Source organism: Desulfonema magnum, from assembly GCF_017377395.1.
Lineage (GTDB): Bacteria > Desulfobacterota > Desulfobacteria > Desulfobacterales > 4be13 > Desulfonema_C > Desulfonema_C magnum.
On sequence record NZ_CP061800.1, the window covers coordinates 1,440,976 to 1,467,260 of the forward strand.

The 26,285-nt window shown below is 44.9% G+C and carries 21 protein-coding genes; 8 read left to right on the plus strand and 13 right to left on the minus strand.

Annotated elements, in window-relative coordinates; genetic code table 11:
• Positions 1-204 precede the first annotated feature (204 nt).
• On the minus strand, positions 205-4,734 hold the full coding sequence (locus dnm_RS05765; RefSeq protein WP_207681745.1) for a right-handed parallel beta-helix repeat-containing protein: 4,530 nt from the start codon (positions 4,732-4,734) through the stop codon (positions 205-207).
• A 317-nt stretch (positions 4,735-5,051) separates the two neighbouring features.
• Between dnm_RS05765 and dnm_RS05770 the strand changes: the two genes are divergently transcribed.
• From dnm_RS05770 to dnm_RS05790, 5 genes are all read left to right on the plus strand, one after another.
• A complete protein-coding gene (locus tag dnm_RS05770) occupies positions 5,052-9,485 on the plus strand; it encodes a translocation/assembly module TamB domain-containing protein (protein WP_207681746.1) in 4,434 nt (1,477 codons plus the stop codon).
• Between the two features lie 303 nt (positions 9,486-9,788).
• Entirely contained in the window at positions 9,789-10,046 is a 258-nt protein-coding gene (locus dnm_RS05775) for a YlcI/YnfO family protein (RefSeq protein ID WP_207681747.1), read from the plus strand.
• 13 nt (positions 10,047-10,059) lie between these two features.
• Entirely contained in the window at positions 10,060-10,422 is a 363-nt protein-coding gene (locus dnm_RS05780) for a type II toxin-antitoxin system PemK/MazF family toxin (RefSeq protein ID WP_207681748.1), read from the plus strand.
• Positions 10,412-10,585, plus strand: a complete 174-nt coding sequence (locus tag dnm_RS05785; protein ID WP_207681749.1) for an ATP-binding protein — start codon at positions 10,412-10,414, stop codon at positions 10,583-10,585. Before dnm_RS05780 ends, dnm_RS05785 begins: the two co-directional genes overlap by 11 nt.
• A gap of 105 nt (positions 10,586-10,690) precedes the next feature.
• Positions 10,691-12,172 (plus strand): alpha-amylase family glycosyl hydrolase, encoded by a 1,482-nt coding sequence (locus dnm_RS05790; protein WP_207681750.1) that lies wholly within the window; start codon positions 10,691-10,693, stop codon positions 12,170-12,172.
• 82 nt (positions 12,173-12,254) lie between these two features.
• On the opposite strand, the gene dnm_RS05795 is transcribed toward dnm_RS05790, so the two are convergent.
• The 4 genes from dnm_RS05795 to dnm_RS05810 form a co-directional block, all read right to left on the minus strand.
• Positions 12,255-13,115 (minus strand): hypothetical protein, encoded by an 861-nt coding sequence (locus dnm_RS05795; protein WP_207681751.1) that lies wholly within the window; start codon positions 13,113-13,115, stop codon positions 12,255-12,257.
• A gap of 357 nt (positions 13,116-13,472) precedes the next feature.
• Positions 13,473-14,714: an ISAzo13 family transposase gene (locus dnm_RS05800; protein ID WP_246555998.1), complete on the minus strand. Its 1,242-nt coding sequence runs from the start codon at positions 14,712-14,714 to the stop codon at positions 13,473-13,475.
• A 103-nt stretch (positions 14,715-14,817) separates the two neighbouring features.
• Entirely contained in the window at positions 14,818-15,024 is a 207-nt protein-coding gene (locus dnm_RS05805) for a PLDc N-terminal domain-containing protein (RefSeq protein ID WP_207681752.1), read from the minus strand.
• Positions 15,021-15,833: a lytic murein transglycosylase gene (locus tag dnm_RS05810; protein WP_246556223.1), complete on the minus strand. Its 813-nt coding sequence runs from the start codon at positions 15,831-15,833 to the stop codon at positions 15,021-15,023. Before dnm_RS05810 ends, dnm_RS05805 begins: the two co-directional genes overlap by 4 nt.
• A 239-nt stretch (positions 15,834-16,072) precedes the next feature.
• Here dnm_RS05810 and radA point away from each other — a divergent pair, with 239 nt between their 5' ends.
• The 3 genes from radA to dnm_RS05825 all read left to right on the plus strand — a co-directional run bounded on the left by radA (position 16,073) and on the right by dnm_RS05825 (position 19,109).
• Positions 16,073-17,443: a DNA repair protein RadA gene (radA, locus tag dnm_RS05815; RefSeq protein WP_207681754.1), complete on the plus strand. Its 1,371-nt coding sequence runs from the start codon at positions 16,073-16,075 to the stop codon at positions 17,441-17,443.
• A 203-nt stretch (positions 17,444-17,646) separates the two neighbouring features.
• Positions 17,647-18,243, plus strand: coding sequence for an RlmE family RNA methyltransferase (locus dnm_RS05820; RefSeq protein WP_207681755.1), 597 nt, complete (start codon positions 17,647-17,649; stop codon positions 18,241-18,243).
• Between the two features lie 116 nt (positions 18,244-18,359).
• Positions 18,360-19,109: a YebC/PmpR family DNA-binding transcriptional regulator gene (locus tag dnm_RS05825; RefSeq protein WP_207683604.1), complete on the plus strand. Its 750-nt coding sequence runs from the start codon at positions 18,360-18,362 to the stop codon at positions 19,107-19,109.
• 405 nt (positions 19,110-19,514) lie between these two features.
• On the opposite strand, the gene dnm_RS05830 is transcribed toward dnm_RS05825, so the two are convergent.
• The 8 genes from dnm_RS05830 to dnm_RS05865 form a co-directional block, all read right to left on the minus strand.
• Positions 19,515-19,730 carry a hypothetical protein gene (locus dnm_RS05830; RefSeq protein WP_207681756.1) on the minus strand — a complete coding sequence of 72 codons (216 nt, stop codon included), beginning with the start codon at positions 19,728-19,730 and terminating at the stop codon, positions 19,515-19,517.
• A 120-nt stretch (positions 19,731-19,850) separates the two neighbouring features.
• A complete protein-coding gene (locus tag dnm_RS05835; protein WP_207681757.1) occupies positions 19,851-20,051 on the minus strand; it encodes a hypothetical protein in 201 nt (66 codons plus the stop codon).
• A 291-nt stretch (positions 20,052-20,342) separates the two neighbouring features.
• A complete protein-coding gene (locus tag dnm_RS05840; RefSeq protein ID WP_207681758.1) occupies positions 20,343-21,515 on the minus strand; it encodes a tetratricopeptide repeat protein in 1,173 nt (390 codons plus the stop codon).
• A 12-nt stretch (positions 21,516-21,527) separates the two neighbouring features.
• Positions 21,528-22,250 carry an energy transducer TonB gene (locus dnm_RS05845; protein WP_207681759.1) on the minus strand — a complete coding sequence of 241 codons (723 nt, stop codon included), beginning with the start codon at positions 22,248-22,250 and terminating at the stop codon, positions 21,528-21,530.
• Between the two features lie 2 nt (positions 22,251-22,252).
• Complete coding sequence (locus dnm_RS05850; RefSeq protein WP_207681760.1) at positions 22,253-22,663, minus strand: ExbD/TolR family protein; 411 nt, start codon at positions 22,661-22,663, stop codon at positions 22,253-22,255.
• A gap of 215 nt (positions 22,664-22,878) precedes the next feature.
• Complete coding sequence (locus dnm_RS05855) at positions 22,879-23,496, minus strand: MotA/TolQ/ExbB proton channel family protein (RefSeq protein WP_207681761.1); 618 nt, start codon at positions 23,494-23,496, stop codon at positions 22,879-22,881.
• A 3-nt stretch (positions 23,497-23,499) separates the two neighbouring features.
• Complete coding sequence (locus dnm_RS05860; RefSeq protein WP_207681762.1) at positions 23,500-24,930, minus strand: DUF3450 family protein; 1,431 nt, start codon at positions 24,928-24,930, stop codon at positions 23,500-23,502.
• A gap of 234 nt (positions 24,931-25,164) precedes the next feature.
• Positions 25,165-25,929, minus strand: a complete 765-nt coding sequence (locus dnm_RS05865) for a DUF3450 domain-containing protein (RefSeq protein WP_207681763.1) — start codon at positions 25,927-25,929, stop codon at positions 25,165-25,167.
• Positions 25,930-26,285 lie beyond the last annotated feature (356 nt).

Sequence of the window (26,285 nt, forward strand, 5' to 3'; positions counted from 1 at the left end):
TTTTTTCCCGGACGGGGCGTCTTCCCCATATGCATCAGGCTAAGACTGCCGGACGGGGTTTGCAACCCCGTCCGAAACGTTTGTTTTCGGGGGTCGGAAAATATTCCGGACGGGGTTGCAAACCCCGTCCGGCAAAAGCGGGATAGCAGAGAAACCCGGCTTTTTTTCCCGGACGGGACGTCTCCCCCGCCGGAATTCTGATTATTACCAATAAAATCCGATACCGGCAGTTATTCCTCTTCTGTTATCAAGATCAAGCTGAAAACAGAGCTGCCATTCATCCAATACTTCTTTAAAATAACTGACTCCCACGCCGTAAAGCGCATAGTTTTTCTTTTCCGATGACTCTTTATAGTACCGTGCTTTGTCATTAGAGAAATCTTTTCGGGAGATTTCGATTTCGGTTACTCTGGTAACACCAAGAAGCACAGATAAATACATTCCCGGATATATGGATTCAATACCAGTTTTGGCAAAAAGCCCCAGTTCCGTGCCTTCGTTTCCATCACCTGCTCCGACACATTCTCCCCCATGAGGACATGGCTGATCTGTATCAAATTCAACATCATATCCGTGAGCTATGATGGGAATTCCTCCGGCGATAAGATAAGTCTTGTTGCCGATTTCAACCTCTGTCGCGCCTCCCTCCAAAGTAAAAGCGATATCCCCCGCGCTTCCCCCTGCCCCGACACCTCCGGAAAGATATCCCGCTGCAATCGCTGATGAAGATAAAAAAAACAAACTGCCCAGAATGAAAATAAAAGCAATGAGTTGTTGCATATTTTTTTTTCCTTTTCTTATCTGGCTTCCCTGTAATTTTGATAAACTTATGATCATCTCCTTATGCACACCTGAAAAAACGATCATAATGCTGAACAAAATGAACGCCGGCACAGATACGGAGCCAGAAGAAAATCCTCCGGCTGAACTTGTGATGAAGCATTGCCCCTTGTCCTGCTCCACATTTTTGCCAACTTCATTGATTGTTACACTCACCTCATCTGTATCGTAAAACCCGAGCGTATCTCTCACGATCAGTTGAAATGTCAGCACATTCTCATCCGGATCCACAGGCGGTGCGACAAAACCCGGGTTTACACTGGCCGAGTCATTCAGTGTAATCTGAGGCCCGCCGGTCTGAGTCCACTGATAAGACATCGTATCATCAGGGTCAAAAGTATCGGAACCGTCCAAAGTTACTGATGTATCCCAGTCAATGGGCTGACCAGAATCAGAGGGCTGATCCGCTCCTGCATTGGCTATGGGAGGATAAGACAGGTCTGAGCCTGTGTCTGAGATTTCTTCTGCCGCAATGGGATGATAGCTTATCCGGGGCAGATAAAAATCATTCTTGGAATCATATATCATCAGGTCAATTTCCTCGGGCTGGGTTGTGCCCCACCAATTATCCGCCATATTGACTATCCCCGGATTTTCAGTCTGCCAGTTATACAGATAAACAGACAAATTTCCCTCAGAATTCTCAATAGTATTCTCCGTGAGACTGAGTTCATAATTTGCATCAGGCTCGCCCTCCGTGATGGCGATGGCATTCCCGGCGTGGCTTTGAATCTGATTTTTGTAAATCTCTATTTTCGATGCCTCAGCATGGGGGAATAAATTCACGCTGATACAACTGCCGTAAATTTCAGGGGAAGCACTTATGATGGTATTGTTTCTTACTTCGATCTTTTTCCCGTTTATGGATCTCAGATATATGCCCTGGGCGTTATTCATCAAATAATTATTCGCTATGACCGAGGATTCAGTTTCTTCCCAGGTTCCGGTCTGAGAAGAAGATGCGTCTGGCAGGAGAATTATTGCATGATTGCTATTATGAATTCGATTGCTCATAATTTTTTGAAATCCGCCGTAGGTCACGATCCCATCGCCTGCGCTGTATCGTATGAGATTATTTTCAATTAACGGAGATGCGGAAAAACATCTGACCGCGGCGCTGCCAAATTCCAAAGCCCCCTCGGTCTGAGTGTTCCCGGCATATTCAATGATACAGTGACTGAGAACAGACCCGGCTGAGGATGCTTCATCCCAGTCTGTGCTTGTATCTCTGAATGCAATACACCCCCAGGGAGATTCAGGTTCCTCGGCAGTAAAAAGGATGGGGTTGTCTTCGGTGCCATGTGCGTTTAATGTTCCGTCAACCTTGATATAATATCCCACGGACGGGACAGGGGCCGTTTTAAACTTAACTTCCGCGCCCGGTTTGATTTCCAAAGTGACATTTTCCCTTATCCAGACATTTCCTGTTATCATATGCGGATTTTCCTCTGCTGTCCATACGGTATCCTCGCTTATCACCCACGGAGAATCCGGGTCCTCATCGGTTTCAGCATACGATATATCCGAGCCTGTGCCTGAAATGTCTTCCGTGGCCATGGGCTGATATTTCACTTGGGGCAAATAAAAATCATTTTTAGAATCATATATCATCTGGCTGATGTTGTTTATCTCGGTTGAGCCCCACCAGTTATTTGTCATATCAAGGGACTCCGGATTTTCAGTTTTCCAGTTATACAGATAGACAGCCAGATTCCCTTCGGCATTTTCGATGTTGTTCTCCGTGAGACTGAGTTCATAATTCGCATTCATATTCTGTTCTGTGATTGCAATGGCGTTGCCGGCCCTGCTTTGCATAAGATTTCTATAAATCCGTATCTCTGACGCATTATCATGACGATATAAATTTATACTGAGGCAACTGCCGTAGAATTCCGGTGAATCGCTTTCAATCGTGTTGTTTTTTATTTCAATCTTCCCTTGGCCCGAACTCAGATATATGCCCAGCCCGTTATTTGTTATATAGTTATTTTCCACCCGCCCCTGGGATGAGATATTTATGGCGAAATTGGCGTTGTCATGGATAAGGTTGCTTATTATTTTCTGAAATCCGCCATACGCCCGAATACCATCTCCCGCGCTGTGTCTTATAATGTTATTTTCAATTAACGGAGATGCGGAAAAACATCTGATTGCCGCGCTGCCGAAATCCAAAGCCCCCTCGGTCTGAGTGTTTCCGGCATATTCAATGATACAGTGACTGAGAACAGACCCGGCTGAGGATGCTTCATCCCAGTCTGCACTTGTATCTGTAAACGCAATACATCCCCAGGCATGACTGGCGTCTTCGGTGGTAAAAAGAATCGGGTTATCCTCATTCCCCCGTGCGAATAATATGCCGTCAACCCGGATATAATATCCCACAGAGGGAATCGGGTCTGTTTTGAATTGAACAACAACACCGGGTTCGATCTCCAATGTTACGTTTTCCTTTACCAAAACATTTCCTGTTATTATATGGGGATTTTCCTGTGCGGTCCATATGGTATCCTCACTGATTACCCACTGAGAATCCGGCCCCTCATCAGTTTCAGAATAGGATATGTCCGAGCCTGTATCCGGAATTGCTTCCGTTGCAAGGGGCTGATATTGCACTTGGGGAAAATAAAAATTATTATTAAAATCAAATATCAGATCATCAATTTCGCGGGTCTCGGTTGTTCCCCACCAATTATTGCTCATATCAAGAGGCTGGGGATTTTCATCCTTCCAGTCATACACATAGACAGATAAATTGCCCTCAGCATTTTCAATATTGTTCTCCGTGAAACTGAGTTCATAATTTGCATTGGGGGTGTGTTCTGCAATTGCAATGGCATTGCCGCCACTGGTCTGAATATGATTTTTATAAACTGATATCTTTGCTGTCATTTTACCGGCCGCGTCTGCTGCCGCTTCTGCCGCTGCATTGGCCGCCTGAATCGCCTTATTCGCTGCGGCTGCGGCTGCTGATGCATTGGCAGATGCTTCTGACGAGGCTGCCACCGCGGCCCAGTATGCCTCATCATCAGCCGCTTCAGCTATAGCCGCTTTTGCCTGATCAGCCGCTTCTATAGCCGCTTCTGCCGCTGTGACAGCCGCTTCTGCCTCTGTCGCAGCTTCAGCTGCTGTCTGATTGGCCGATGCATCAGAATTGTAATGTAAATTGATACTCATACAGTTCCCGTAAACTTCCGAAGAGGAACTGATAATGGTATTGTTTTTTATCTCAATTTGGTATGTACTTGAACCTAAATATATTCCCTGGTTGTTGTCTGTTATATAATTGTCTTCTATCAGAGCGCCTTGGCATGAGATATTTATCCCGGTTCTGTTATTATGAATCAGGTTGCTTATAATTTTTTGAAATCCGCCGGCGGAGCGGATACCGTCGCCGATATTGTGCCTTATGATATTGTTTTTTATTAAAGGAGATGCTGAGACACAGAGAACAGAAGCGCTGTCCTGAGAATTACCGCCATATTCAACAATACAATGGCTGAGAACACATCCTCCCGAGGCCGTTTCATCCCAGTCCGTGCTTGTATCTGTAAAAGCGATAAACCCCCAGGGATGATCAATATTTTCCGCTGTGAAAATGATGGGATTCTCTGCATTTCCCCTGGCGGTCAATGTTCCGTCAACTCTGATATAATATCCAAAAGATTCAATGGGAACCGTTTTAAATCTGATGATCACCCCGGGCTCGATTTCCAGTTTCACGTTCTCTTTTATCAGGATATTTCCGGTTACATTGTACGGACTCTTATCCGATGTCCAGATGACATCAGCGTCAATAATACCGCCCACATCCGTAGCCAGTATCGGAAGAGGGGTTAAAAAGATGCTAAACATGATGATTAAAATCATTGTTGCCTTTTCAATATTGCGTCTCAAGGTATGGCTCCTTTCCCATGTTATGCGTTTCCACGCGGAAACGTGGAGAACGAAATTCACAAATCGTTTTGAAAAATAGCTTATGAAAAGTTTAATTTGTTAAAATATACGGGAAGATAAAGAAACGCAAGGTAATTTTTCAGACAAGCGGCTCTTATGGTTTTAATTTATCAAATCAGGTATTTAAAAAAAGAATCTCGTTCCCAGGCAGAGCCTGGGAACGAGAGGGGGGTTATTGCTTTTTGAAATTTTTCTTTGTTATTTTTTCCAAAAAATGATATTCTTTTTAAAAAAATGGCTGTCACTCAGGAGAGCCATTGCCAAACTGCAAGTTTGGCACTTCGGATAATGATAACCGCCTGGCAGCTCACTCCCGGGCCAGAGATGATTTTATGAAAATAACAATGACAAAAAAAACCAAACTCATTTTGATTGGCGTGGGAATTTTGCTGGGGCTGATGATCCTTGTGCCTGTTGCGCTGCTTTTTTATCTGGAAACTGATCACGCTCAACGCCACATTCAGACCAAAGTCAACAAAGCCATACCTGGTACGATTTCCTGGGAAAAATTCCGTTTTTCTTTGGTGAAAGGCAAGTTTGAACTGAAAAATGTGCTGCTCAGAGGCCCGTCTGATGAGAAACTTGCAGGCTTTGACCGTCTTTTTATCAATCTTTCCTGGCTCACGCTCTTTCAAAAGAACCTGACCGTTGAAGACCTGACATTGGAAAAACCCTGGGCGCGGCTTCGAAAAGACAAAGATGGCAAACTCAATCTGACAGAGGCGTTTCCCCCTTCCAAGCCTGAAAAAGAAAAGAAAAAAGAAAAGCCTCGGGGGCTGCCTGTCAACATTGTGGTCAGTTCCCTGAAACTTGAAAACGGGTCTGTCCGTTACCAGGCTGATGCCCAGAATTTAAATGCTGCGGTGCAACAGTTTGATATCACCGGAAATGGAGATTTTCTGAAGCAGTCAGGACATCTCAGCGTTCAAATCACCAACGCAGAGATTGACAGTCCCAAGATTCAGACCCGGGCGGATCATCTCCGAATAGAAACTGCTATCAGCGAAGGCAGGCTTGATCCGTTTGTTGTCAAGCTCGGGGTCAGCGACAGGACCACACTTGCGCTTTCCGGAAATGTGAACAATGTGTTTAACGAACCTTTTCTGGACCTCAGCCTTGACCTTGCCGCGTCCCTGCCTGAAATCCGGAAAAGCCTTCGAATGAAACCGGAACTGACAGGGAATGCCGAACTTCATCTCACGGCCAAAGGCATGGTGAACAATCCCGAACTCACGCTCCGCCTTGATTACGGCGGCGGCAATCTTGCCGGAAATCAGATTGACCGGATTGACCTTGACGCCTATCTGGCAGATAGAAAATTAACCATCTATAATTTAAAAGCAGAAGCCGCGTCCGGCGACCTCAATCTTCAGGGCGAAGCAGATTTGCAACAGGCATTTGCCAAAGGTTTTCTTTCCCGGGAAAGAGATTTGGAAGCCATAGCTTATAAACTTTCCCTGAAACAAAATAAGATAAATCTCGCAGAACTGACGGCTGTAAAAGACAAGATAAGAGGGACCGTAAATGCTGATATTTCTGTTCACGGACAGGGCATTTCTCCTAAAACCCTTTCAGCAAGACTTGCCCTGAACCTTCTTGCAAAACAAATCAGTGCTGATAAGATTGCTGCCCCCATTGATGTGCGTTTAAACACCAAAGCCAATCTTGATAAGGGCCTTGCAACCGTTAAGGAACTTGACGCGCAGGCAGGTGACATCAGACTCCGGACAGACGGCACATTTCATCTGACTTCCAAAGACATCGCGGCAAATCTCACATTGGACGCGCCAAATCTCGCAGCGGGTCTGACACCGCTCGGTGTAAAAAATGTGTATGGCACACTCGCACTGAAAAGCCATGTTTCCGGCTCGGTTAGCCAACCTGCTTTTGACTGTGCATTACAAGGAAAGAAACTCCGATTTCAGGATATTACCATCGGAAATGTCAAACTGGATGCTGTGCTGGAACAGTCGGGAATATTGCAGGTTTCACAACTTGATCTTGAAAATCAGGGGTCAGTTCTCCGGGGCAGCGGCACAGTTCAGATTTTCAAAAAAAATTCCCTGACAGTTGACTCCGCTTTTCCTTCAGACTTTTCTCTTACGCTTCGTAATATTGAAACCAAAGATTTTTTAAAGAAAGCCATTGCTGATGGCACGATAGATGGAAAATTAAGCATTAAGGGAAATCTCAGTTCTCCGGCTGTTGACTGCGCCTTACAGGGAAAACAGCTCCGATTTCAGGATATTACCATTGGGAATGTCAATGTGGATGCTGGGTTGAATCAGGCCGGAATATTGCAGGTGTCTCAGCTCAGTCTTAAAAATCAGGGTTCTTCTTTGCAAGGCAAGGGCTGGGTTCGGATTTTCAAAAAAGGGTCTTTTAAGGTTGATTCCGCATTCCCTTCGGATTTCTCCCTTGTGCTTCGCAACATTGAATCCGGGGACTTCTTAAAGAAAGCCATTGCCGATGGTGTCATAGATGGGAAATTAGACCTTAAAGGAAATCTCAGCACATTGGACGCGACGCTTGCTTTGCAGGGTAAAAAACTGGGGTTCAACAATATGGGGCTGGATCATGTTTCTCTTACGGCTGACTTGGGAGGAAGCGTGAAACACCTTACAGGAATGGTGAATCTTGAAGGGAAAAAAATTGATCTTGGCGCACAGAAACTCAGGGGAATCAGGCTGCTGTCCGAACTTGACGGCCAAAAAATCAGTATTAATTCACTTGAGATAGCGGTAACGCCAAAAGAGACCATTGAGGGAACCGGATGGGTTTCTCTTGCTGAGAAAGCCTATCAGATGAATCTGAAATCCAAAGGCATTTCCTTGAAAAATATTGACAAAGTTCGGGAGCAGGACATTGCAAAGGGAAAAATTTTTTTAGATATTTCAGGAAACGGCACATTTGAAAATCCCCGGGTCGAGGGAGATATCGCGCTGAAGAATCTCCGCTTCAAAGAAAAGCCAATGGATGATTTTCAGGTTCATCTGGCGATCAGGGATCACCTGGCCCGGGTCTCGGGAAAACTGAATTTTGATATTGACGGCTCTTTTCATCTGCAAAAAAAGGATTTTTCAGCCACTGTTCTGTTTGATAAAACCGACCTCACGCCCTACTTCAAACTTGGGGAACAGGAGGATTTGAACGGAACCCTGACCGGAAAAATCCAAGCCAGCGGAAATGCAAATGCCGCAGATAATATCCGGGCTTCTGTGGATTTTTCAAAACTGGAACTTTTTTTGAAAAAGAAACAAGTGGTTTATTCCAAAGACGTTAAAGCTTCTTTGGAAGGTGAAAAATTTTCGATTCCCGGTTCCCGTCTCCGTCTTCTCAGACAGGGATATATGAATATTGACGGAAAAGGTAAGCTCAAAGGGCCTTTTGATCTTCGCCTGAACGGAAACATCCCGTTGCAGGTTGCCAATCTTTTTACCGGAGCAGTTCCTGACATCAAAGGGAATGCCACCATTGCCGCCAATCTGAAAGGAACCCCGTCCAAACCGAATATCCGGGGAAAAATCACATTAAAAAAGGTGGGCATGACCGTTCCCGGTCTTTTACAGGAGTTGCATGATCTGAATGGTGAAATCCGAATCACACCCCGGGCCATCACCATCAGTGATGTTAAGGGGCAGTTGGATACAGGTCAGTTTGATCTGGCAGGCACCATTGCTCTTAAAAAATTTCAGCCTGCAAAAGTGGATGTGAAGCTCAATGCAAATGCGCTTCCTCTGAAAGTTCCTGATATGTTGGACATGCTTTTAAACGCCAAATTGCAAGCCAGCGGAACACCGGAAAAATCTGCTATTACAGGAGAAGCGGTCATTCTTGAGGGAACATACTATAAAGATGTGAACCTGAGTCTCCTTGATGGTCTGAAAGGCGTGGGAAAGAAGAAACGGGAAACCGCGCCCCGGGATCCGGAATCCAAACAGCCTTTTCTTAAAAATATGAGTCTTGACATTTCTGTGAAACGCCGGAATCCTTTTATTGTCCAGAATAATCTCGCATATCTGGACGTGAACCCTGATCTCCGCATCTACGGAAAAATGAATCGCCCGCTCATCAGCGGCCGGGCAGAAATAGAATCAGGCATGATCACCTATCAGAAGAAAAATTTTGAGGTGAAAAAAGGCGTGATTGATTTTCTGAACCCATATAAAATTGAACCCACCATTGACGTGGAAAGTGATGTCAAAGTCAGAGACTGGACAATATCTTTGGCAGTCTCAGGCACGCCGGATCAGCTCAGTTTCAAACTGACCTCTGATCCGTCTGAGGAAGACGGAGATATATTGTCACTGCTTTTGCTTGGCAAGACAACACAGGAATTCAACAAAGGAGAGGGCGGAACCTCCCAGGTCCCTGCCCAGATGATTGCTGACGTGATTGAAGAAACTTTCGGGGATGATATCAAAAAAGCCGCGGGCTTAGATATTCTGGAAGTGGCGTTTCAGGAAAATGGCGGAACCGAGGGCAAAGAGACAGATGATGTCACCGTGACCATTGGCAAAGAACTTTCCCGGCGGATGACAGTGAAATACGCTGTGGAATCAAAAAAAGGAGAGATGGTCCAGCGCGCCATTGCAGAGTACAAATTCCTTGAGAATATGCTGATCACCGGATTCCAGGACAGCAAAGGCGCGTTTGGGGGAGAATTGCAGTTCAGGCTTGAGTTTCGTTAAAATAAGCGTATTAATAGTGATTATAAAGGATTTAGAAGGGGGACAGCCTTCTGAAAACATCGAGTATTATATCTTGTACATTATCAGTAGATGGAAAGTACTCCGAAATGCTCGTCCGGGATTGGCAAATCCCGGACATTTCCGGAAATGCTCGTCCGGGATTGGCAAATCCCGGTCACTTCGGAAATGCCCGTCCGGGATTGGCAAATCCCGGTCACTTCCCGCTGATTTGCCAATCCCCCGGAAGCGGTTCGGGGCATTTCCCATCTACTGATTATAAATGATTATCTCGGAGGTGAATTCATGTATCAAAATATATCTGCCCCAAAAGCCAGACTTAATGTCCTCATTCCGACTGGTTTGAAGTCCAGACTTTCTCAATTAAGCAAAACAGAAGGAAAAACGATTTCAATACTTGTTCAGGAATCTATAGAGGCGAAGTTGGCGGATATGGAAAAACAAAAATTTGAAGAAAAAATGAAAAATGCCTATCTTGACCTTGCGGACGAAAATCTCCGAATATGTAAGGAATTCGAATATTCCGACGCTGAAAACATATGATTAGGGACGGATTATGAATATTTTAAAAGTGAATCGGGGTGAAATCTATCTGGCGAAACTTGATCCTGTAATCGGCAGTGAAACCGGAAAAACACGGCCGGTCCTTATCATTCAAAACGATATCGGCAATCTCTGTTCACCAACAACCATTGTAGCGGTTATCACAGGATATTCAGCTAAAAAAGCTTCTTACCCCATTTGCGTTGCAGTAAAAAAGGATGAAGGATTAGCTAAGGATTCCATCGTCAATCTGTCTCAAATTCGGACAATTGACAAAAAGCGTTTGGTGGTACCGGTGTTAACCAAGCTGTCTTCGGATTTGATGCGTCAGGTTGATGAAGCTATCAGAAACAGCCTGGAGATTGATGTGTCATGAATTTTCGGAAACCGGTTTTGCTCCCTTTTCCTCCACAAAATCTGAAGACAGAGGAACCGATCTCAGGCTTTACATTGGCTGGATAATTCTTGAGGAATACGGCGGAAAAGTGTTTCTCTCAGACTCCGAATCAGGGGGAGCGAGCTTCATGATGGAATTTTGAAGGGAAATGAGTTTGGGGGAGAATTGCAGTTCAAGCCTGAGTTTCGTTAGAAGGAAGACATTGAATATTAACCGCGTGTTTCAGAACAATGTTAAGGAAAACCGCATGATAATGAATCCTAGTCTTTACCAAATAAACACAAGGGTCTGGCTGAGAAGATTTGATACCAAAGACAAAAATGCGAGCCTTGAGGATGTCCCTGATTCATATTGGGAAAGTCTGGCAGAAAAAGGAACAGATTATGTCTGGCTCATGGGGGTCTGGAAAATATGTGAAAGCACCATTGAAAAATATTGCTTTCAGGAAGGGGCCATTAAGGACAGCTTCAGTGAGGCGTTAAAGGATTTTCAAAATAAGGATGTTATTGGCTCACCTTATGCCATTGACCGATATGAAATAAATCCCAGACTGGGAACCGAGGATAGTCTTCAGCATGTCAGATCGGTGCTGAATCGTCTCGGCATGAAGCTGATTCTTGATTTTGTGCCCAATCATTTCAGTGCGGACAGCGCTCTGATTCAGACAGATCCTTATGTTTTTCTTGAGGTCAGTTCTGATTTTTTTATCCGTGATCCGCATACATTTTATAAACCCCTTGAAAATGCTGACAGATTTTTTGCCCATGGGCGGGACCCGTTTTTTCCGGCATGGGAAGATACCATCCAGGTCAATTATTTTAACCCGGACGCGCGGGAATTCATGATCAGGACCCTCACCCGTCTGACCCGGTTATGCGACGGCGTGAGATGTGATGTGGCAATGCTGGATCTGAACAATGTGTTTAAAGACACATGGGCAGGCGTGCTTTCTGAGACAGGGGAAAAACCTCCCGAAGATGAATTCTGGAAAGTGGCTATTGAATCCGTAAAAGCAGTAAGTCCTGAGTTTATTTTTATCGGGGAAATTTATTGGGATAAGGAATGGGAACTTCAGCAGCTGGGATTTGATTTTACTTATGACAAGAAATTGACAGACCGTCTCAGAATCGGATATGTGAAAGATATCAGGGAACATTTATTGGCAGAGAGGAATTTTCAGCAGAAATCCATACGCTTTATTGAAAATCACGACGAGGAAAGGGCAGTGACGGCTTTTGGCGAGCAAAGATCAAAAGCTGCGGCTGTTATTATCAGCACGTTGCAGGGAATGCGCTTTTATCACGACGGACAGTTTGAAGGAAAAAAAATTCGCCTGCCTGTCCAACTGGGCAGAGAGCCTGCTGAACCGGTAAATAAACGTATTTCTGATTTTTATGAAAACCTGTTGCACATCACCTGTCATGAGGTTTTTAAAAAAGGAGAATGGTCTCTTTTGGAAGTGATGCCGGGATGGGATGGCGACGCTGGTTATGAAAACATACTGGCCTGGGCATGGAAATACAAAACAGAGAAACGACTTGTTGTTATCAACTATGCGGACGCTGTTTCCACCTGCCGCATAAAACCGGATGTGAAAGGCTGTTCTGATTCGTTTGAATTGGCTGATTTGTTAAACAGCCAGACTTATCTTCGTTCTGTTCAGGAAGCGTCTCATCCCGGGATATACATCGCGCTTGAAAATTATGAAAGTCATATTTTTGCTTATTAACGATAATCAGCAGATCGAAAAACGCCGGACCAGCCTCGTCCCCCACATTTTACCTGTCGCAGTGATCTGTTCGGGAGTCAGTTCATTTTCTTTTCTTCTCTGTCTTTTTTTTAAGTTTACGCAGGTATTTTTCGATTTCCTCCGCAGAGAGACCGGCCAGACGTTCTTCGGGTCTGAGACCGGCCAGACGTTCTTCGGGTCTGAGACCGGCCAGACGTTCTTCGGGGGACAGAGTGGAAAGGAAAACATCCCCCCACATTTTCCCCATCTCGGTGACCTGTTCGGGAGTCAGTTCGGTTTTCATTTCGTATCCTCCTTTTATAAACCAGTGATTCCACAAGCCTTGGAGGAACCAAGCGAGCTTTGTGGAAAAACAACTCATATCATTCTGTTTTTTCAATGCGTTGAAAGCGGCCTGCTTCTCCTTTGCACGGCTTGCAAAGCATTTGACATAGGCATTCTGCGGCTGATTTGAAAGCTCGTTCAGGTTCAGCAGAGGGACCGACGTCAGCAGAGGATTTTCACTTCGATACACACCGGCCTTGTCTGTCGGCAAATAGCCGAACCTGTCCAGCGTGATTTTTCTGACTGTTTTCGCACTGAGCAGAAACGTCTGTGCCTGATGATCTGTCAGACCTCTGGAGCGTTTGTAAAAAAAATCATACCCTATGGCTTGAAGGAACGAAGTCAGACTGACCGATTCAGTGTATTTGAATTCAAGAAGGATGTGTCCGGCGTTGCTGTCCCTCAGACCGTCAGGCAGGCGTTTCAACTGCGCCTCTGACCATTTTGTCTGATATCTTCTTAACAGCAAAATATCTGCTTCCGGCGGATTTGCCATCACAGGAAATTCCGTATGAACCTCAATCCCCACCGGAACTAAAAGCACTTCAAGCAACTTGCCAAGCAGACGATGCCATCGGGTTTTTGGTGATTTTGCCATGTATGAATCTGTTCGCACCTCATAAGTTTTCGAAATCCTTGTCAGTATCTGTATATTTTTATATTATGTGCTTTCTGAGGATTTGTCAAGCATCGCTGAAATTTATCCCTTACGAGGCCGGAACATCGTAACGAGATCAAATTTTCAAATTCGAAATCTTTAACAAACTATTTTCAGCAGATGGAAAACTTTAGGAAAAAGCCCTGGAAGGGCGATCTGCTGACTTTGACACCATAAAAAGAATCCCCCGGCGTTAAGAATCAGAGCTGTTGAAAATGACAATTTCTCCTGCTTTTCGGCACACGGTTTCTATTATGACTTTTCATTATGGAATCGGTATTAAATAACTTTCCCATTTTAATTTATTGGAATTGCACGATAATTCCATTTGGGTAAAATTTTGTCGAATACAATTCGCATTTCTGATTTAAAAGTTTCAGCAACTTTTCGACCGGTTTCATAGACTTTATCAATAACATGGACAAAGACTTTTAAACCTTTTTTGGTATGTGTTTTGGCTATCAGATCAGTCACCACCTCCAAACTTGAAAAGATTACTCCCTGACACGCACGAGTAATATGAGGAAACAGGCGATGTTCGATCGGATTAAATTTGGAACAATAGGGCGGGTAATGAGCGATTCGGATTTCAATCCCGATTTCATCCGCCAGAATTTGTAAATCTTGTTTGAAAAGGTAATGTCGGGAACTGTTGCTGCCGCCACCATCGCACAATATCAAAACTGACGTGGCATTTGGATATATTCGGCAACCGTAACCATACCACCAATGACGGAAACTGTCACAGGCAAATTCACTGGTATCATGACTTGTTCCCACCTGAACATACCCGATATTGAGTCGCAGGTCATAAAAACAATGCGGAATTATGACACCTTCGGCAAAACTTGTAAAATCATGATCGAAAACTTGCAATTCCTCCAGCGTATATAGTCGGCCTTTCCTGTAAAAATTTCCAAGATATTCTTTTTTCTTGGTATCCATGCTGATAACGGGATTACCGGCCTTCCGGTATTCTGATCTGAGTTTCAAAATATTGTCAAACTGAGCGTCGCGATCTGGTACGTTTTTTTTCATAGGTTTGCGTTTCTGAGCTTTACGCAACCGATAGTCATGCTTTTTGAGCAATTGACGGACAATGTTACGACTCACTTTTACTCCGTATTTTTTTTCCAGAGCCTCCGCGATTTCCCACTCCCTCAGATTTGTCCATCGTACCTTTTCATCCATCGGATCTCCTGCTGTATGCTCACGCACCACATTCAAAAACTGCTCGTCTATTTCAGGGTGCTCAGTCAGATACTGTTTGCGTCCGCCACCTTTTTTACGTATTTCAGAAGATTCAGCAGGAGATTTTCCAATTTGTTTTGCTACGATGTGTCCGGGCAGGCCGCTTACTTCGATCGCTCCTTTGCGCACAGTCCGCCTGCTGCAACCCAAGACTTTGGCAATATAATTTTGTCCGCCATGTCCCAATTTCAAAGCTTCAATACCGGCATATCGCCGGCGGTCTTTTTCATTCAGACTCTCATAGTATCGCCGCATGATTTCTTCTACTTCTAAGGAATAGGGTTGCATAATAATCTCCTTTTGATAAAGTGATTTTGAAATACACTTTACAGGATTACGCAATTTTTTAACATATAAAAATCAAAATGGGCATATTATTTCATGCTCATTCCTATGTTTCAGATTTCTGCCCTTTTCGGTACCCGAAAACAATATAGATGATCACCCCGATGAACGGCAGCGAGGCTGCGACAAATCCCCAAAGGAGTTTTTTTTCAAACTTTCCAAAATCTTTCTTGGCAATATCTAAGATGGCCCAGCACGTCATTAAAAAAAACAGAACGCCAATGCCTATGATCGTGATCGTGACTGTGTTCATGACTGACCTTTCAACAGTTCGGCAATTTTTAAAATTGTATTTACATAATATTGACTATGATTATATTCATAGACGACCTCATACGCTTTTTTGCTGTCAATTCCGGGATACCAGCCATAGTAATTCAGATAGCTGGCAATGCTCATAATGGCATCTGCATGGTTAAAAAGGTTAATGCGTCCGTCATTGTTTCCGTCTCTGGCAAGCGTAAGAATATTGCTTGGCATAAACTGACAGATTCCCATGGCTCCCGCATATGAGCCGTAAATATCCAAAGGATTGATTTTTTCTCCGGCAGTGTATTTCAGGAAAGCCTTTAGCTCGTCATAAGCCCATCCTGACTTTTTTTCCGCCTTTTTTTCAAAATCTTCATTTGTGAGATGGGTCGAATTTGAAATTTTTTTCCATAATATCGCTTTAACTTTGGGAGATTCCAACGCTGCCATGGTTGAAAGAATGTTAAATACAGAGCTTTTTCCTGTATATGTTCCCAGCCTGGTTTCAACCAGCATGATGGCCGTAATAATTCTCCTGTTCACCCCGTAAGCCTTTTCAGCCGCGGTCAGATCCGTCTTATGGATTTTCATATATCTCCGAGCTTTTCTGATGGGAGACTTTTTTAGAAACTGGCCATAATTTAATTTGCTTTCGCTATGGACAAAATACGAGGAAACACCTTTGGTATTGAAACTTACCCGGGGTTCACTATAAAGTTTTTTTATTCTGGCTTTGTCAAAGCCGTCGCTTATCAGCTTTGCCTGCAGGGATTTAAAATAATAATCATTTTTATTATCTGCTGATGCAGCCACCTGAACTCGTGAACAAGAAATAAAAATCAGTAAACAGCTAAAAAAAATGATCGGCTCAATCCAAAGTTGTCTGATATGTAACATTTTTAATAGACTCCGTTTTATAGGTCTTTGGGGAAATATGCTGTCCCATGGGCTGAAATTATTTTTCAGCTTTGCTTGATACCAATTAAATGACATGTTAAGGATGTGTTTGTCAAACAATAACGAAATTTAAACCATCAGGTCATCTGATCTTAATGAAAAAAGATTTAAAAACAATTTTTAGCTGTCAGACATGCGGGTATCAGACCGCCAAATGGCTGGGAAAATGTCCTGACTGCGGCAGGTGGGACACTTTTGTGGAAGAGACCCGGGCACCAAAATCGTCTAAAGGAAACATGCGAGGCGCATCTTCCCTCAGAACAAAACCGGTTCCCATAGATTCCATTAAGCTTGATCATGAAGAACGTATCCTGACCGGTATCAAAGAATTTGACCGGGTTCTGGGAGGGGGGCTGGTTTCCGGGACCCTTGTCCTGATCGGGGGAGATCCGGGAATCGGCAAATCCACGCTCATGCTTCAGGCGCTTTACGGCCTTGCCATGGGCGGATATAAAGTGCTTTATGTTTCCGGGGAGGAATCCATCCGGCAGATACGGCTGAGAAGTAACCGTCTGGGCACGTTGTCCCCGGATATGCTGGTGGTTTCGGAAGTGGATATGGAACTCATCCTGTCCATGGCTGACGATGTGAAACCGGATGTTCTGGTCATTGATTCCATCCAGACCATGTTCAACGGTGATCTGTCTTCCGCTCCCGGCAGCGTGAGCCAGGTTCGGGAATCTGCCATGCGGCTGATGCTCATGGCAAAAAAAACAAATATTTCCACTTTTTTGGTGGGACATGTTACAAAAGAAGGTGCCATTGCCGGGCCAAGACTTTTGGAGCATATGGTGGATACAGTGCTTTATTTTGAGGGAGACCGGAGCCATGTGTTCAGAATCCTCAGGGCTGTAAAAAACCGGTTCGGATCAACCAATGAAATCGGGGTGTTTGAAATGAAGGAAAAAGGGCTGGAAGAGGTGGTGAATCCGTCCGCGGTTTTTCTTTCCGAACGTCCTTCCAGCGCCCCGGGTTCCGTTGTCACCGCAAGCATGGAAGGAACACGGCCCATTCTGGTTGAACTCCAGGCCCTTGCCAGCAGCACGAATTTCGGGACACCTCGCAGAACAATCCTGGGGCTTGATCATAACCGGGTGGCGCTGCTTGCTGCTGTCATGGAAAAAAAATTGGGAATGCACCTTATGGGCCATGATATCTTTATGAATGTCGCGGGAGGCGTCAAGGTGGATGAGCCTGCTGTTGACATGGGAATTGTTTCTGCGATTGCGTCCAGCTTTTTGGACCGGCCAATCCGGGATAACAATGTCATACTGGGTGAAGTCGGTCTGACAGGTGAAGTCAGAGCCATTGCCCATGTTGAGACCCGGGTGGCTGAAGTGAAAAAAATGGGATTTACAAAATGTTTCATACCGGCAAGCAACCTGAAGCGTATGACAGGAATAAAAGACGGCATCGAAGTTGTGGGGATTAAAACGGTGTCAGAAGCAATAGAGGAGTTGTTCTGAGGCGTACCAGTTCGTAGTTCCGCCTTTAGGCGGTGTCACACCGCCTAAAGGCGGAACTACGAACTGTATGTTTTTTTCCGAAAATCACCCAAGTCAGCCAGCCCCGGAGGGACCGCTGAAAACAGTCCGGCAATTCATTGCCAAGATGGGTGATATGCTCAATGAATTAACTTGAAAACCATTTAATCATATGAAATATAAAAATGTCAAAACGTAACCAGTGGGAAGATCATTATTCACGTAAGGCAAAAAAAGAAAAATTTCCTGCAAGGTCTGTTTATAAACTTCAGGAAATTCAGCGCAGAAACAATCTCATCAGAAAAGGAGACAAGGTTCTTGATCTGGGGTGTTTTCCCGGATCATGGCTTTTGTATGCGGCAGAAGTCACAGGAAAAAAGGGAGAAGTCGTGGGCATTGATCTGAAGCCTGTCTCGGTTCAGGTTCCGGCCCATGTCAGCGTTTACACCGGTGATGCACTTTCCGAGGAGATTCAGTCTGTTATCGGAAATAATTTCAATGTGGTGATGAGCGACATGGCTCCGGCGACAACAGGAATTAAGCATGTGGATACAGCCAGGTCTTTTAACCTTTGTGAAGCAGCGCTCTCCATTGCCCAAAACGTACTGAGACCGGGCGGTTCCTTTGTCTGCAAGATTTTTCAGGGAGACGGATTTAAGGAGTTTTCAGATTCGGTAAAAGCAGCTTTTAAAAAACACAAAATTTTTAAACCTCAGAGCAGCCGAAAGGCGAGCAAAGAAATCTACATTATAGGGATTGGAAAACTTAGAGATGAAACTTGAAACTCGGAACAGTGACTTAGGCGTATATGGAAAAACGCCGAATTTCAAGTTTCAAGTTTCGAGTTTCAAGTTTTAAGTTTCAAGTTTCAAGTTTTGATTTACAAAGGAGAAAAATTATGTCAGGTCATAGCAAATGGTCAACTATAAAACATAAAAAGGGCGCGGCAGATGCCAAACGGGGCAAGATTTTCACCAAACTCATCAAAGAAATTACGGTTGCGGCACGCATGGGCGGCAGCGGTGACATCAACACAAATCCGAGGCTGAGAACCGCGGTTCTGGCGGCAAAGGCTGAAAATATGCCCAAAGATAATATTGAACGGGCCATTAAAAAAGGAACTGGCGAGCTTGAGGGCGTGAATTACGAAGAAAGCACTTATGAAGGATATGGTCCCGGAGGCGCTGCAATTTTTCTTGAATCTCTTACTGACAATAAAAACCGGGCAGTTGCGGATATTCGCCATATTTTTAATAAAAGAGGGGGGAACCTCGGGGAAAACGGGTGTGTGGCCTGGATGTTCGATAAGAAGGGCTATATCAATATTGAAAAAAAAGCAGTTGAAGAAGATGCGCTCATGGAAACTGCCATTGACGCGGGAGCAGAAGATGTTCGGGAGGATGGGGAAAATTTTGAAGTCATCACCGCTCCCGAAGACTTTGAAGCTGTGAAGGAAGCAATTGACAATGCCTCCATTCCTTATCTTGAAGCAGAAGTAACCATGCTTCCACAGACCGTCACAAATCTTGAAGGCAAAGAAGCCGAGCAGATGATTCGGCTGATGGAAGCCCTTGATGACTGCGAAGATGTGCAGAAAGTCTATACCAATGCCGACATTCCCGAAGATATTGTCAACAGCATGAACTGACAGAATATTATCGTTTTTCAGATAAACAGTCACGAGATGAAAGAAGTCCGAAGTTCCGCCCCCAGGCGGTCTGCCTTGTCAGTCATGCATCTGATTTCAGGGAGACCGCCTGAGGGCAGCACTTCGAATTTTTTCAACCTGTGCGGTTCAATTTTTGCAGGGTGGGTGGAGCGAAGCGCAACCCACCGTTTACTCTGAATTTCGGTGGGTTCCGCTTCGCTCCACCCACCCTACAGCTACTGACATTTTATGAGAAAGCCGCGGACCAGGCTTGGCCGGGGATCAGTCTCATATCGTTCCTGCCAAGCAGTTACTTTGTTTCAGATATTCTTCTCGTCATGTCAAATACTCAGTGTCTTTTTAGTCCTCAGATTGGTAAGAGGTCTTAGAAATTTTAACAGAGGTTCAACTTTCTGATTTGGTCTTATTCATGGGGGTGGGAATGAATACGGTATTCGGGTAAAAGGTTTCCGTAAGGCGTAGCATAAAACACTCACTTTCATCTTCCTCACTCGTTTTCCATCTTTTTCCCGGTTGCCAGACAGTAACTAAAAATCCGCCCGGCACCTCAATGATTTCACAACCATCTTTGCCAAAATGTTTCTGAAGCTGTTCTTTCATATTTTTTTTACCTCTGTGTGATTATCCGGTTCGCTACCCATCATTCGGACCAGTCTGAGATGCCCAATTATCATAAAGCAGCTCTTGTCTCAGCCTGACGCAACTTTCTGACAGAGCAGTTTATTCGTCTTCATTGTTCTGAATTTCTCCGCCGCATTCGGGGCAACAAGATGAGACCGCCTGGGGATACAGCGTGCCATAAAAATTAACTAAGCAGCGGATTGGCGGAAAATAGGGACTGTCATACTCAAATTCATCAAAGGCATCACGATAAAAGTATGTTACCGTGTATTTCATCCGACATTTGGCACATATCATCATTTTTATGGCTCCGCAATTTTTTTGAAAAAAATGCCTTTGCCGGACAGACAGCATCCGGCAAAGGCTGACGCGCTAAATCCCTACAAAACAAGCTATTGTGTAAGCATATATTCTGTCTGAAATTTTGTCAAGTTCTTTTCATAAAGTGATTTCAAGAGGATAGGAGCAGGATTGCAGGCCCGGCCAGGCCCCGCAAGGGCGGCATATTTGTAGGCGGCAGGATTGCAGACCCCGAGCGGCCAAGCCCTGTAAGGGCGGCATATTTGTAGCGGCTATTTCCGGAGGATAATTCTATTCAGCATTACCGGCATTCAGCACTTTGAGGGCGACCAGGGCCTGGTGCCGGTATTTTTTTCCTTTTGATGCTTTGAGAAAAGCTTTTCGGGCCAAGTCAAAATTTTCCTTTTCCAGGGCGCAATATCCTATAAGAAGATGAGCAAGTTCCTCTCGGGGATTCTTCTGAACACAGGCGCTGAGAGCTTTTATGGCCTCATTCCAGCGTGCCTGTTCGTAGCAGAGTTTTCCTTTCTCCAGCAAACGGGCTGAGGAATATTCCTGTTTTATCGCCATATCCAGATAACGGATCGCCTGATCCGTGCGCCGGGCCTGAACATAAATTTTGGATATTTTGTCACATTGTTTCGGTGTCGGAGAAGGACCATAAGCCTTTTCAAGATGCTGAATTGCCTTCAGAGGAAAATTCAGATGAAGATAGAGATTCGCCAGTTCTTCCGATTCTTTTGACGTGGGCGGAGTGATTCCGTAAATAATCTCAAGCGCGCTCGCAGCGCCTCGGTAATCATTTCGGCGGAATCGGACTTGTGAAAGTAATTTCCAGTATTCTGTATCTTCGGGGTTTCGGTTCAGAAAATTCAGAAGCGTATTTTCCGCTTCTTTCCAATCCTTCAGTTCCAGGCACACATGAATCAGGAGCTGAATCCAGGATTTTTTCGAGGAACCGCTGGCGCGGTGCAGACGGCGAAGAACGGATTTTGCTTTTTGAAATGCCTTTGCCTGATAATAAGCGGTCCCCGCCTGATAAAGCATTTCCTTTTGAGGAGATTTGCTGAGTTTATAAGCTTTTTCAAATAATTCTCCTGCTTTATGGTATTTTTCAAGCTCATACGAAACCGCACCAAGGTTTGTACAAAGCAAATATGAGGACGGATAGCGCGTGAAGCCCTGTTCATACGCTTTAAACGCCTTATTCAGATTTTTGCCCAGGTACCACGCATTTCCCAAAGCGTAAAATACAAGGGGATTCGGTTTATCCGGATATTTTCGGAGATGTTCTGTGAGCAGACGGCTGGCTTTTTGAAATGCTTTTCCTTTTATTGCCTCCTGTGCCTCATACAAAGCTTTTTGTTCCTCTTTGGTCAGCGAAGCGGTCTCTGTTTCGGCAAACCCATGTGTCGGAAATAAAACCTGGCTCAACAGGAATATCATCAGCAGAATTTGATACATGACGCCTCTGTTTTAACTATTCAGATTAAATTGTATGGGCAAAATCACCCATGTCGGCACAGCTTTTCCCTGAAAATAGCCAGGCTTGAAACGCCATCTTCGAATAGCCTCCAAAACGCTCTGTTCAAAAACCCCCCTGGGCTTTGCCTCCACAACAGACGGTTTTGTCACATCGCCGCTAACAGACACAAGAAATTTCACCGTGACCATTCCTTTTATATCCCGCCGCCTTGCCCGGTAAGGATATACCGGTTCAACTTTTTGCAAAACACGAGGTTTCTCATCCACTTCATCCATGCCAAATTCAGAAGGAACGGACCGCGTCACCGGAACGGGCTGTGACGGTGCCTGCTGAACCACAGGCTCAGGTTTCTGTTCAACAGGCGGCGGCGCAATGGCCATGCCTGTTTTAAGTGTCGGGTTAATTTCAAAACTCACATCAGGCACTTCAAAATTCATCCGGGGAGGCTGAGTATGCACTTTTCTTTGTTTCAGAGAAACCTTGGGCAGCGTCTCAGGCTTTTTTTCTTCGGGCCTGGGGCGTTCCCTTTTCGGATGAAGCGGGGGCGGCGGAGGCGGTTCATATTTTGTCACAAAGATGGCATTAAAAAAAGGTTTTGAATGCTGATAATTCTCTTGATGGGAAAGCTGAGGGATCATCATCAGAATCAGTCCGTTCACCAGAACGGCCAACACAACGAAAAAAAAACGTCCTTTAATGATTTCATTTATCATAGTCATGGTTTCCTCGCTGCAACGCTGATGTTTTCAACCCCGGCAAGCCGGCATTCGTCCAGCGCCTGAATGACAATGCCAGTACTGCTCCTTTTATCCGCGACAATGATAACGGAGCCTCCGGGCGTTTCCACAAGGAACCGCTTCATTCGTGAGCGGATTGAGCGAATATCCGTAGCTCTCCCCTCAATCAAAACGATTCCGTCCTGTGTGATCTCCACCATCAGATGAACTTTCTCCTTTGGTGCGGCACTTTTAGCTGCGGGCCGTTGAATATCCACACTGCTCTCTTTCACAAAACTTGTTGTCACTATAAAGAAAATCAGCAGAATAAAAATCATATCTATCAGCGGTGCCATATTGATTTCCACACCTTTTGAACGCCGATGGCGGCTCATACGAATACTGTTCATTCTCAATACCTCATCACAAATTACAAATCATAATTCTCAATTCTCAATTCTCAATTTCCAATTCTCAGTAGATCGAAAAGTTTCCAGGACAAAAGGAGTGCAAAAATGAAGCGAACGCGGAATTTTTGCAAAAATTCCGCGTTCGCTTCATTTTTGCACTCCTCGAAGTTGCCTTAAAAACAGTATGTTGAAAATTCTTTTCGATCTAATGATTCTCAATTCTCAATTCTCAATTCATAATTCTCAATTCTCAATTTCCACCGTTCCATTCGCAGTTGAATATTATCCGTGCGTTTTCGGATCATATGCCCCATGAAGAGTCCTGGTACTGCCACGATCAGTCCCATCTGAGTTGTCACCAGGGCTTCTGATATGCCGGCGGCGAATGCCCTGGCATTTGCCGTGCCAAAGCGGGAGATGGCCTCAAAAGTGGAGATCATTCCTGTCACGGTTCCCAAAAGCCCTAAAAGCGGCGCGACCGATGCCAGTACAAAAATAGTCTGAATATGGCTTTCCAATTCATTCTGACGCCGTTGTACAAGGGAATCCATAATCTTTTTATCAAAATCAGGATCAAAATGTTCAGGACCTTCACATTCAGTTAATATTTTGTAAACACCATGAATTCCGGTTCTTTCGGAAACGGAGCGAGAAGATGAGACGCGTCTCATCTGTTTTCGCCAATGGGCTATTGCACACAGTTTTTTTATAATAAGATACCACATCCAGACTGAGACCCCAATCAGCGGATAGATAACATAGCCGCCCTGATTCAGATATTCAGCGGCCGCTCTGAACTGAGAATCAAAGTTTGACAAATTAAAAAAATCCATTTCTCACTCACCCCCCGCCCCTGACCTTTCGCCCCTCGCCCCTCGCCCCTCGCCATTTTTCAATACAAACGTTATCAGAGCGGTTCCCTTTTCTTCCATATCACCGATGATTTTCTCAGCTCGGCGGTCAAAAAAGTGATGAACGATCATGATGGGAATGGCCACGGCAAGTCCCAGTTGTGTTGTCACCAAGGCTTCTGATATGCCGCCGGACATCATCCGGGGGTCACTGGTTCCGAACACCGTGATTCCCTGAAATGTATGAATCATGCCGGTAACGGTTCCTAAAAGCCCCAGGAGCGGGGCAATGGCAGCCAGCACGCCGAGGGTCGTGAGAAAACGTTCCAGACGCGGAAGTTCTCTTAAAATGGCTTCCTCCAGCGCGTTTTCCAGCACTTCTTTGGCAGCACCGAGATATTCCATGCCGGTTTTCAGAACATTACAAGTAGGAATTCTGCTGTTTTTATGGCACAGTTCCATACAGGCTTCCCAGTTTTCTTCTGACGCAAGATCACGCAGGCGATCCATGATTTTATCTGTTTTTGTGGGAATGCGTCCCAAAGAATACAGGCGTTCCAAAGAGAGGAGAATGGCAAATAGGGCGATAACAAGAATCGGCCAGACCAGAAGCCCGCCCGCTTCTATCCATTCCCGTAATTCTGAGTTCCGGTTCACTTGTTCGGCAATAACACCGCCGGACAGATCCAGCGGGAGATGATCGGTTTCTCCGGAAACATATTCTTCAATGCCGCGGCGGACGGTCCGAGGGGGAGTTCCCGGAATAGCAACCAGTTTGCCCAGATTTTTGTCAGCTCGGAGATAACCGACATCATCGCCCTGCTGATAGCAGGCTGTGAATTTTCCCACTCTGAGGATGGTCCCGGAGACCTCTGCTCCCTGACTGTCTATAAATGTTCCAGGGTATTTGCGGATTTCTCTGCCTGCTTCTATTTCTTCAAAAAGCACACCCGCGAGATTTTCAATATCTGTCATGCCCGGAAATCGCCCGGGGTCCGTCAGCGGAGCAAGCTGCTCCTTCCAGGAAGGATTTTCAGCGGTCAGGAGGCTTCCCTCAATGATCTGAGTCACATCCTTTGCAATGGTTCTCAGAATTTCTTCCAAGGTCTTGATTTTTTCCTCTTCTTCCTCAATTTCGCTGTGGAGTTTTTCCTCAGTCTGAAGATATTCTTCCAACTGGTCTTTTAATGTCTGAAGACTTTTCTCCTTCTGATCCGTTTCCTTCCTGAGTTCGGACAGTTCTCTTTTTAATCGGCTTTGCTCACCCTGGATCATTTTCCGGGTGGTCTCAATGTCTTTCTGTGTTTCTTTTATCTCCTGACTGATCTGAGCCACGGCCTGACCCCAGGTGTTCGCATCCGCGTGATGCGATATTATAATAATTGAGCATATTGATATAAAAACGAGTTTCATCATTTTTCAGCTTCCAACTTAAAGGAGTGCCAAACTTGCAGTTTGGCATTTTTTTAACAATGATTAAATATTATGAAAAGAAGCCGGGTTTTTCCCCCGGAGATGAAAAAGACCCGCTTAAAAAAACAGCTTCTCAGTTATATTTTCATGGTAAAGGCGTTTACAACCCCGTCCGGCAAAACATGCCTATAGAAACACTTGCCAAACTGTAAGTTTGGCACTCCTTGTGAATTGTCTTTATGGCTCAGGGCTTCCGATGGGAAGGTCCAGAAGTTCCGGGGTTCGTTTCTTTTCGGCAATTTCCAGCGCGCGGGAAATCTCCCTGGCATATTTGTCCGGCAGGGGTTTCCATTGTCTTTTTTCACGATCAAACCAGCCCGCGTGTTTTCCGTCCAGAGACTGGTAAAACATCGCCACGCGCCCCAGCCGGAAAATATTTACCTGGGCAGACCTGTTTTCCAAAGGGATTGTCCCCTCTGTTTTTTCAACCGTTCCGCCATAGCCCGCTTCCACCTGAAGTGCTTCAAGAACCCTTCTTGTTTTTTCATCAAGTCCGAGATGATAGTTATCAAGAGAATCTTTTAAAAACTGAAGTCTTTTCTGTCGTTCTTCAGAAAGAAAGGGAAGGTCTTTTTTCACAGATTCTTCAAGACGCGTGAACAATTCATCCAAAAAAGGCTCCAAAGACATTTTTATCTTTTCAGTCTCCTTTTTTTTTCTTTCCAGTTCAGCAAGGGTTTCCTGCTGTTTTTGAATATATATCTGATATTTGTTCTGCTGATGACCTAACCATCGTTTCCGGTTTTTAAGTTCCCGGATTTCATTCAGATATGTTTCTCTTTGTTTTGTCCATGCCTCTGCTTTTGACTGAGATGCCTGTCCCTGTCTGATGGCATTTTCTATTTTTTTCTGCAAATCAGTTGGTGGTGTGTCTGAGAAGGCACACAGAGACCAGCCTGCTGATAAGAAAAAACACAAAAAGAAGATGAGTCTGATTTTCATTAAAATTTTCCTTTTGACAAAGCAGCATTGTAACCTGTAAATGCAGGTCAGTTATGATTTCAGCACGACACAGATTATATTTAAGTACCAGCCCATAAGTTTTTCCTGATTATAACGGATTCAGGGGAGGGCCGACCAAGCCCTGTAGGGGCGGCATATTTGTAGTAAATCATGCTACAAATATGCCGCCCCGCCGGGGCTTTGCCGGCCCGGCATGATGAACGCTACAAATATGCCGCCCCGCGGGGGCTTTGCCAGCCTCCCCTGAATTCGTTATATTTAGTCCTCTTTTAAATACTAATTCGACAGTCGTAAATTCTCATAACCTCCTGAAATTAATAGTATCGGCATTTTCC

Coding starts and splice junctions, on each gene's coding strand:
- dnm_RS05840 (WP_207681758.1), bottom strand. CDS start 21,515: ATGTATCAAATTCTGCTGATGATATTCCTGTTGAGCCAGGTTTTATTT.
- dnm_RS05835 (WP_207681757.1), bottom strand. CDS start 20,051: ATGATGATATGTGCCAAATGTCGGATGAAATACACGGTAACATACTTT.
- dnm_RS05845 (WP_207681759.1), bottom strand. CDS start 22,250: ATGATAAATGAAATCATTAAAGGACGTTTTTTTTTCGTTGTGTTGGCC.
- dnm_RS05785 (WP_207681749.1), top strand. CDS start 10,412: ATGTGTCATGAATTTTCGGAAACCGGTTTTGCTCCCTTTTCCTCCACA.
- dnm_RS05790 (WP_207681750.1), top strand. CDS start 10,691: ATGATAATGAATCCTAGTCTTTACCAAATAAACACAAGGGTCTGGCTG.
- dnm_RS05825 (WP_207683604.1), top strand. CDS start 18,360: ATGTCAGGTCATAGCAAATGGTCAACTATAAAACATAAAAAGGGCGCG.
- dnm_RS05855 (WP_207681761.1), bottom strand. CDS start 23,496: ATGGATTTTTTTAATTTGTCAAACTTTGATTCTCAGTTCAGAGCGGCC.
- dnm_RS05850 (WP_207681760.1), bottom strand. CDS start 22,663: ATGAACAGTATTCGTATGAGCCGCCATCGGCGTTCAAAAGGTGTGGAA.
- dnm_RS05860 (WP_207681762.1), bottom strand. CDS start 24,930: ATGATGAAACTCGTTTTTATATCAATATGCTCAATTATTATAATATCG.
- dnm_RS05820 (WP_207681755.1), top strand. CDS start 17,647: ATGTCAAAACGTAACCAGTGGGAAGATCATTATTCACGTAAGGCAAAA.
- dnm_RS05775 (WP_207681747.1), top strand. CDS start 9,789: ATGTATCAAAATATATCTGCCCCAAAAGCCAGACTTAATGTCCTCATT.
- dnm_RS05805 (WP_207681752.1), bottom strand. CDS start 15,024: ATGAACACAGTCACGATCACGATCATAGGCATTGGCGTTCTGTTTTTT.
- dnm_RS05800 (WP_246555998.1), bottom strand. CDS start 14,714: ATGCAACCCTATTCCTTAGAAGTAGAAGAAATCATGCGGCGATACTAT.
- dnm_RS05780 (WP_207681748.1), top strand. CDS start 10,060: ATGAATATTTTAAAAGTGAATCGGGGTGAAATCTATCTGGCGAAACTT.
- dnm_RS05865 (WP_207681763.1), bottom strand. CDS start 25,929: ATGAAAATCAGACTCATCTTCTTTTTGTGTTTTTTCTTATCAGCAGGC.
- radA (WP_207681754.1), top strand. CDS start 16,073: ATGAAAAAAGATTTAAAAACAATTTTTAGCTGTCAGACATGCGGGTAT.
- dnm_RS05795 (WP_207681751.1), bottom strand. CDS start 13,115: ATGGCAAAATCACCAAAAACCCGATGGCATCGTCTGCTTGGCAAGTTG.
- dnm_RS05830 (WP_207681756.1), bottom strand. CDS start 19,730: ATGAAAGAACAGCTTCAGAAACATTTTGGCAAAGATGGTTGTGAAATC.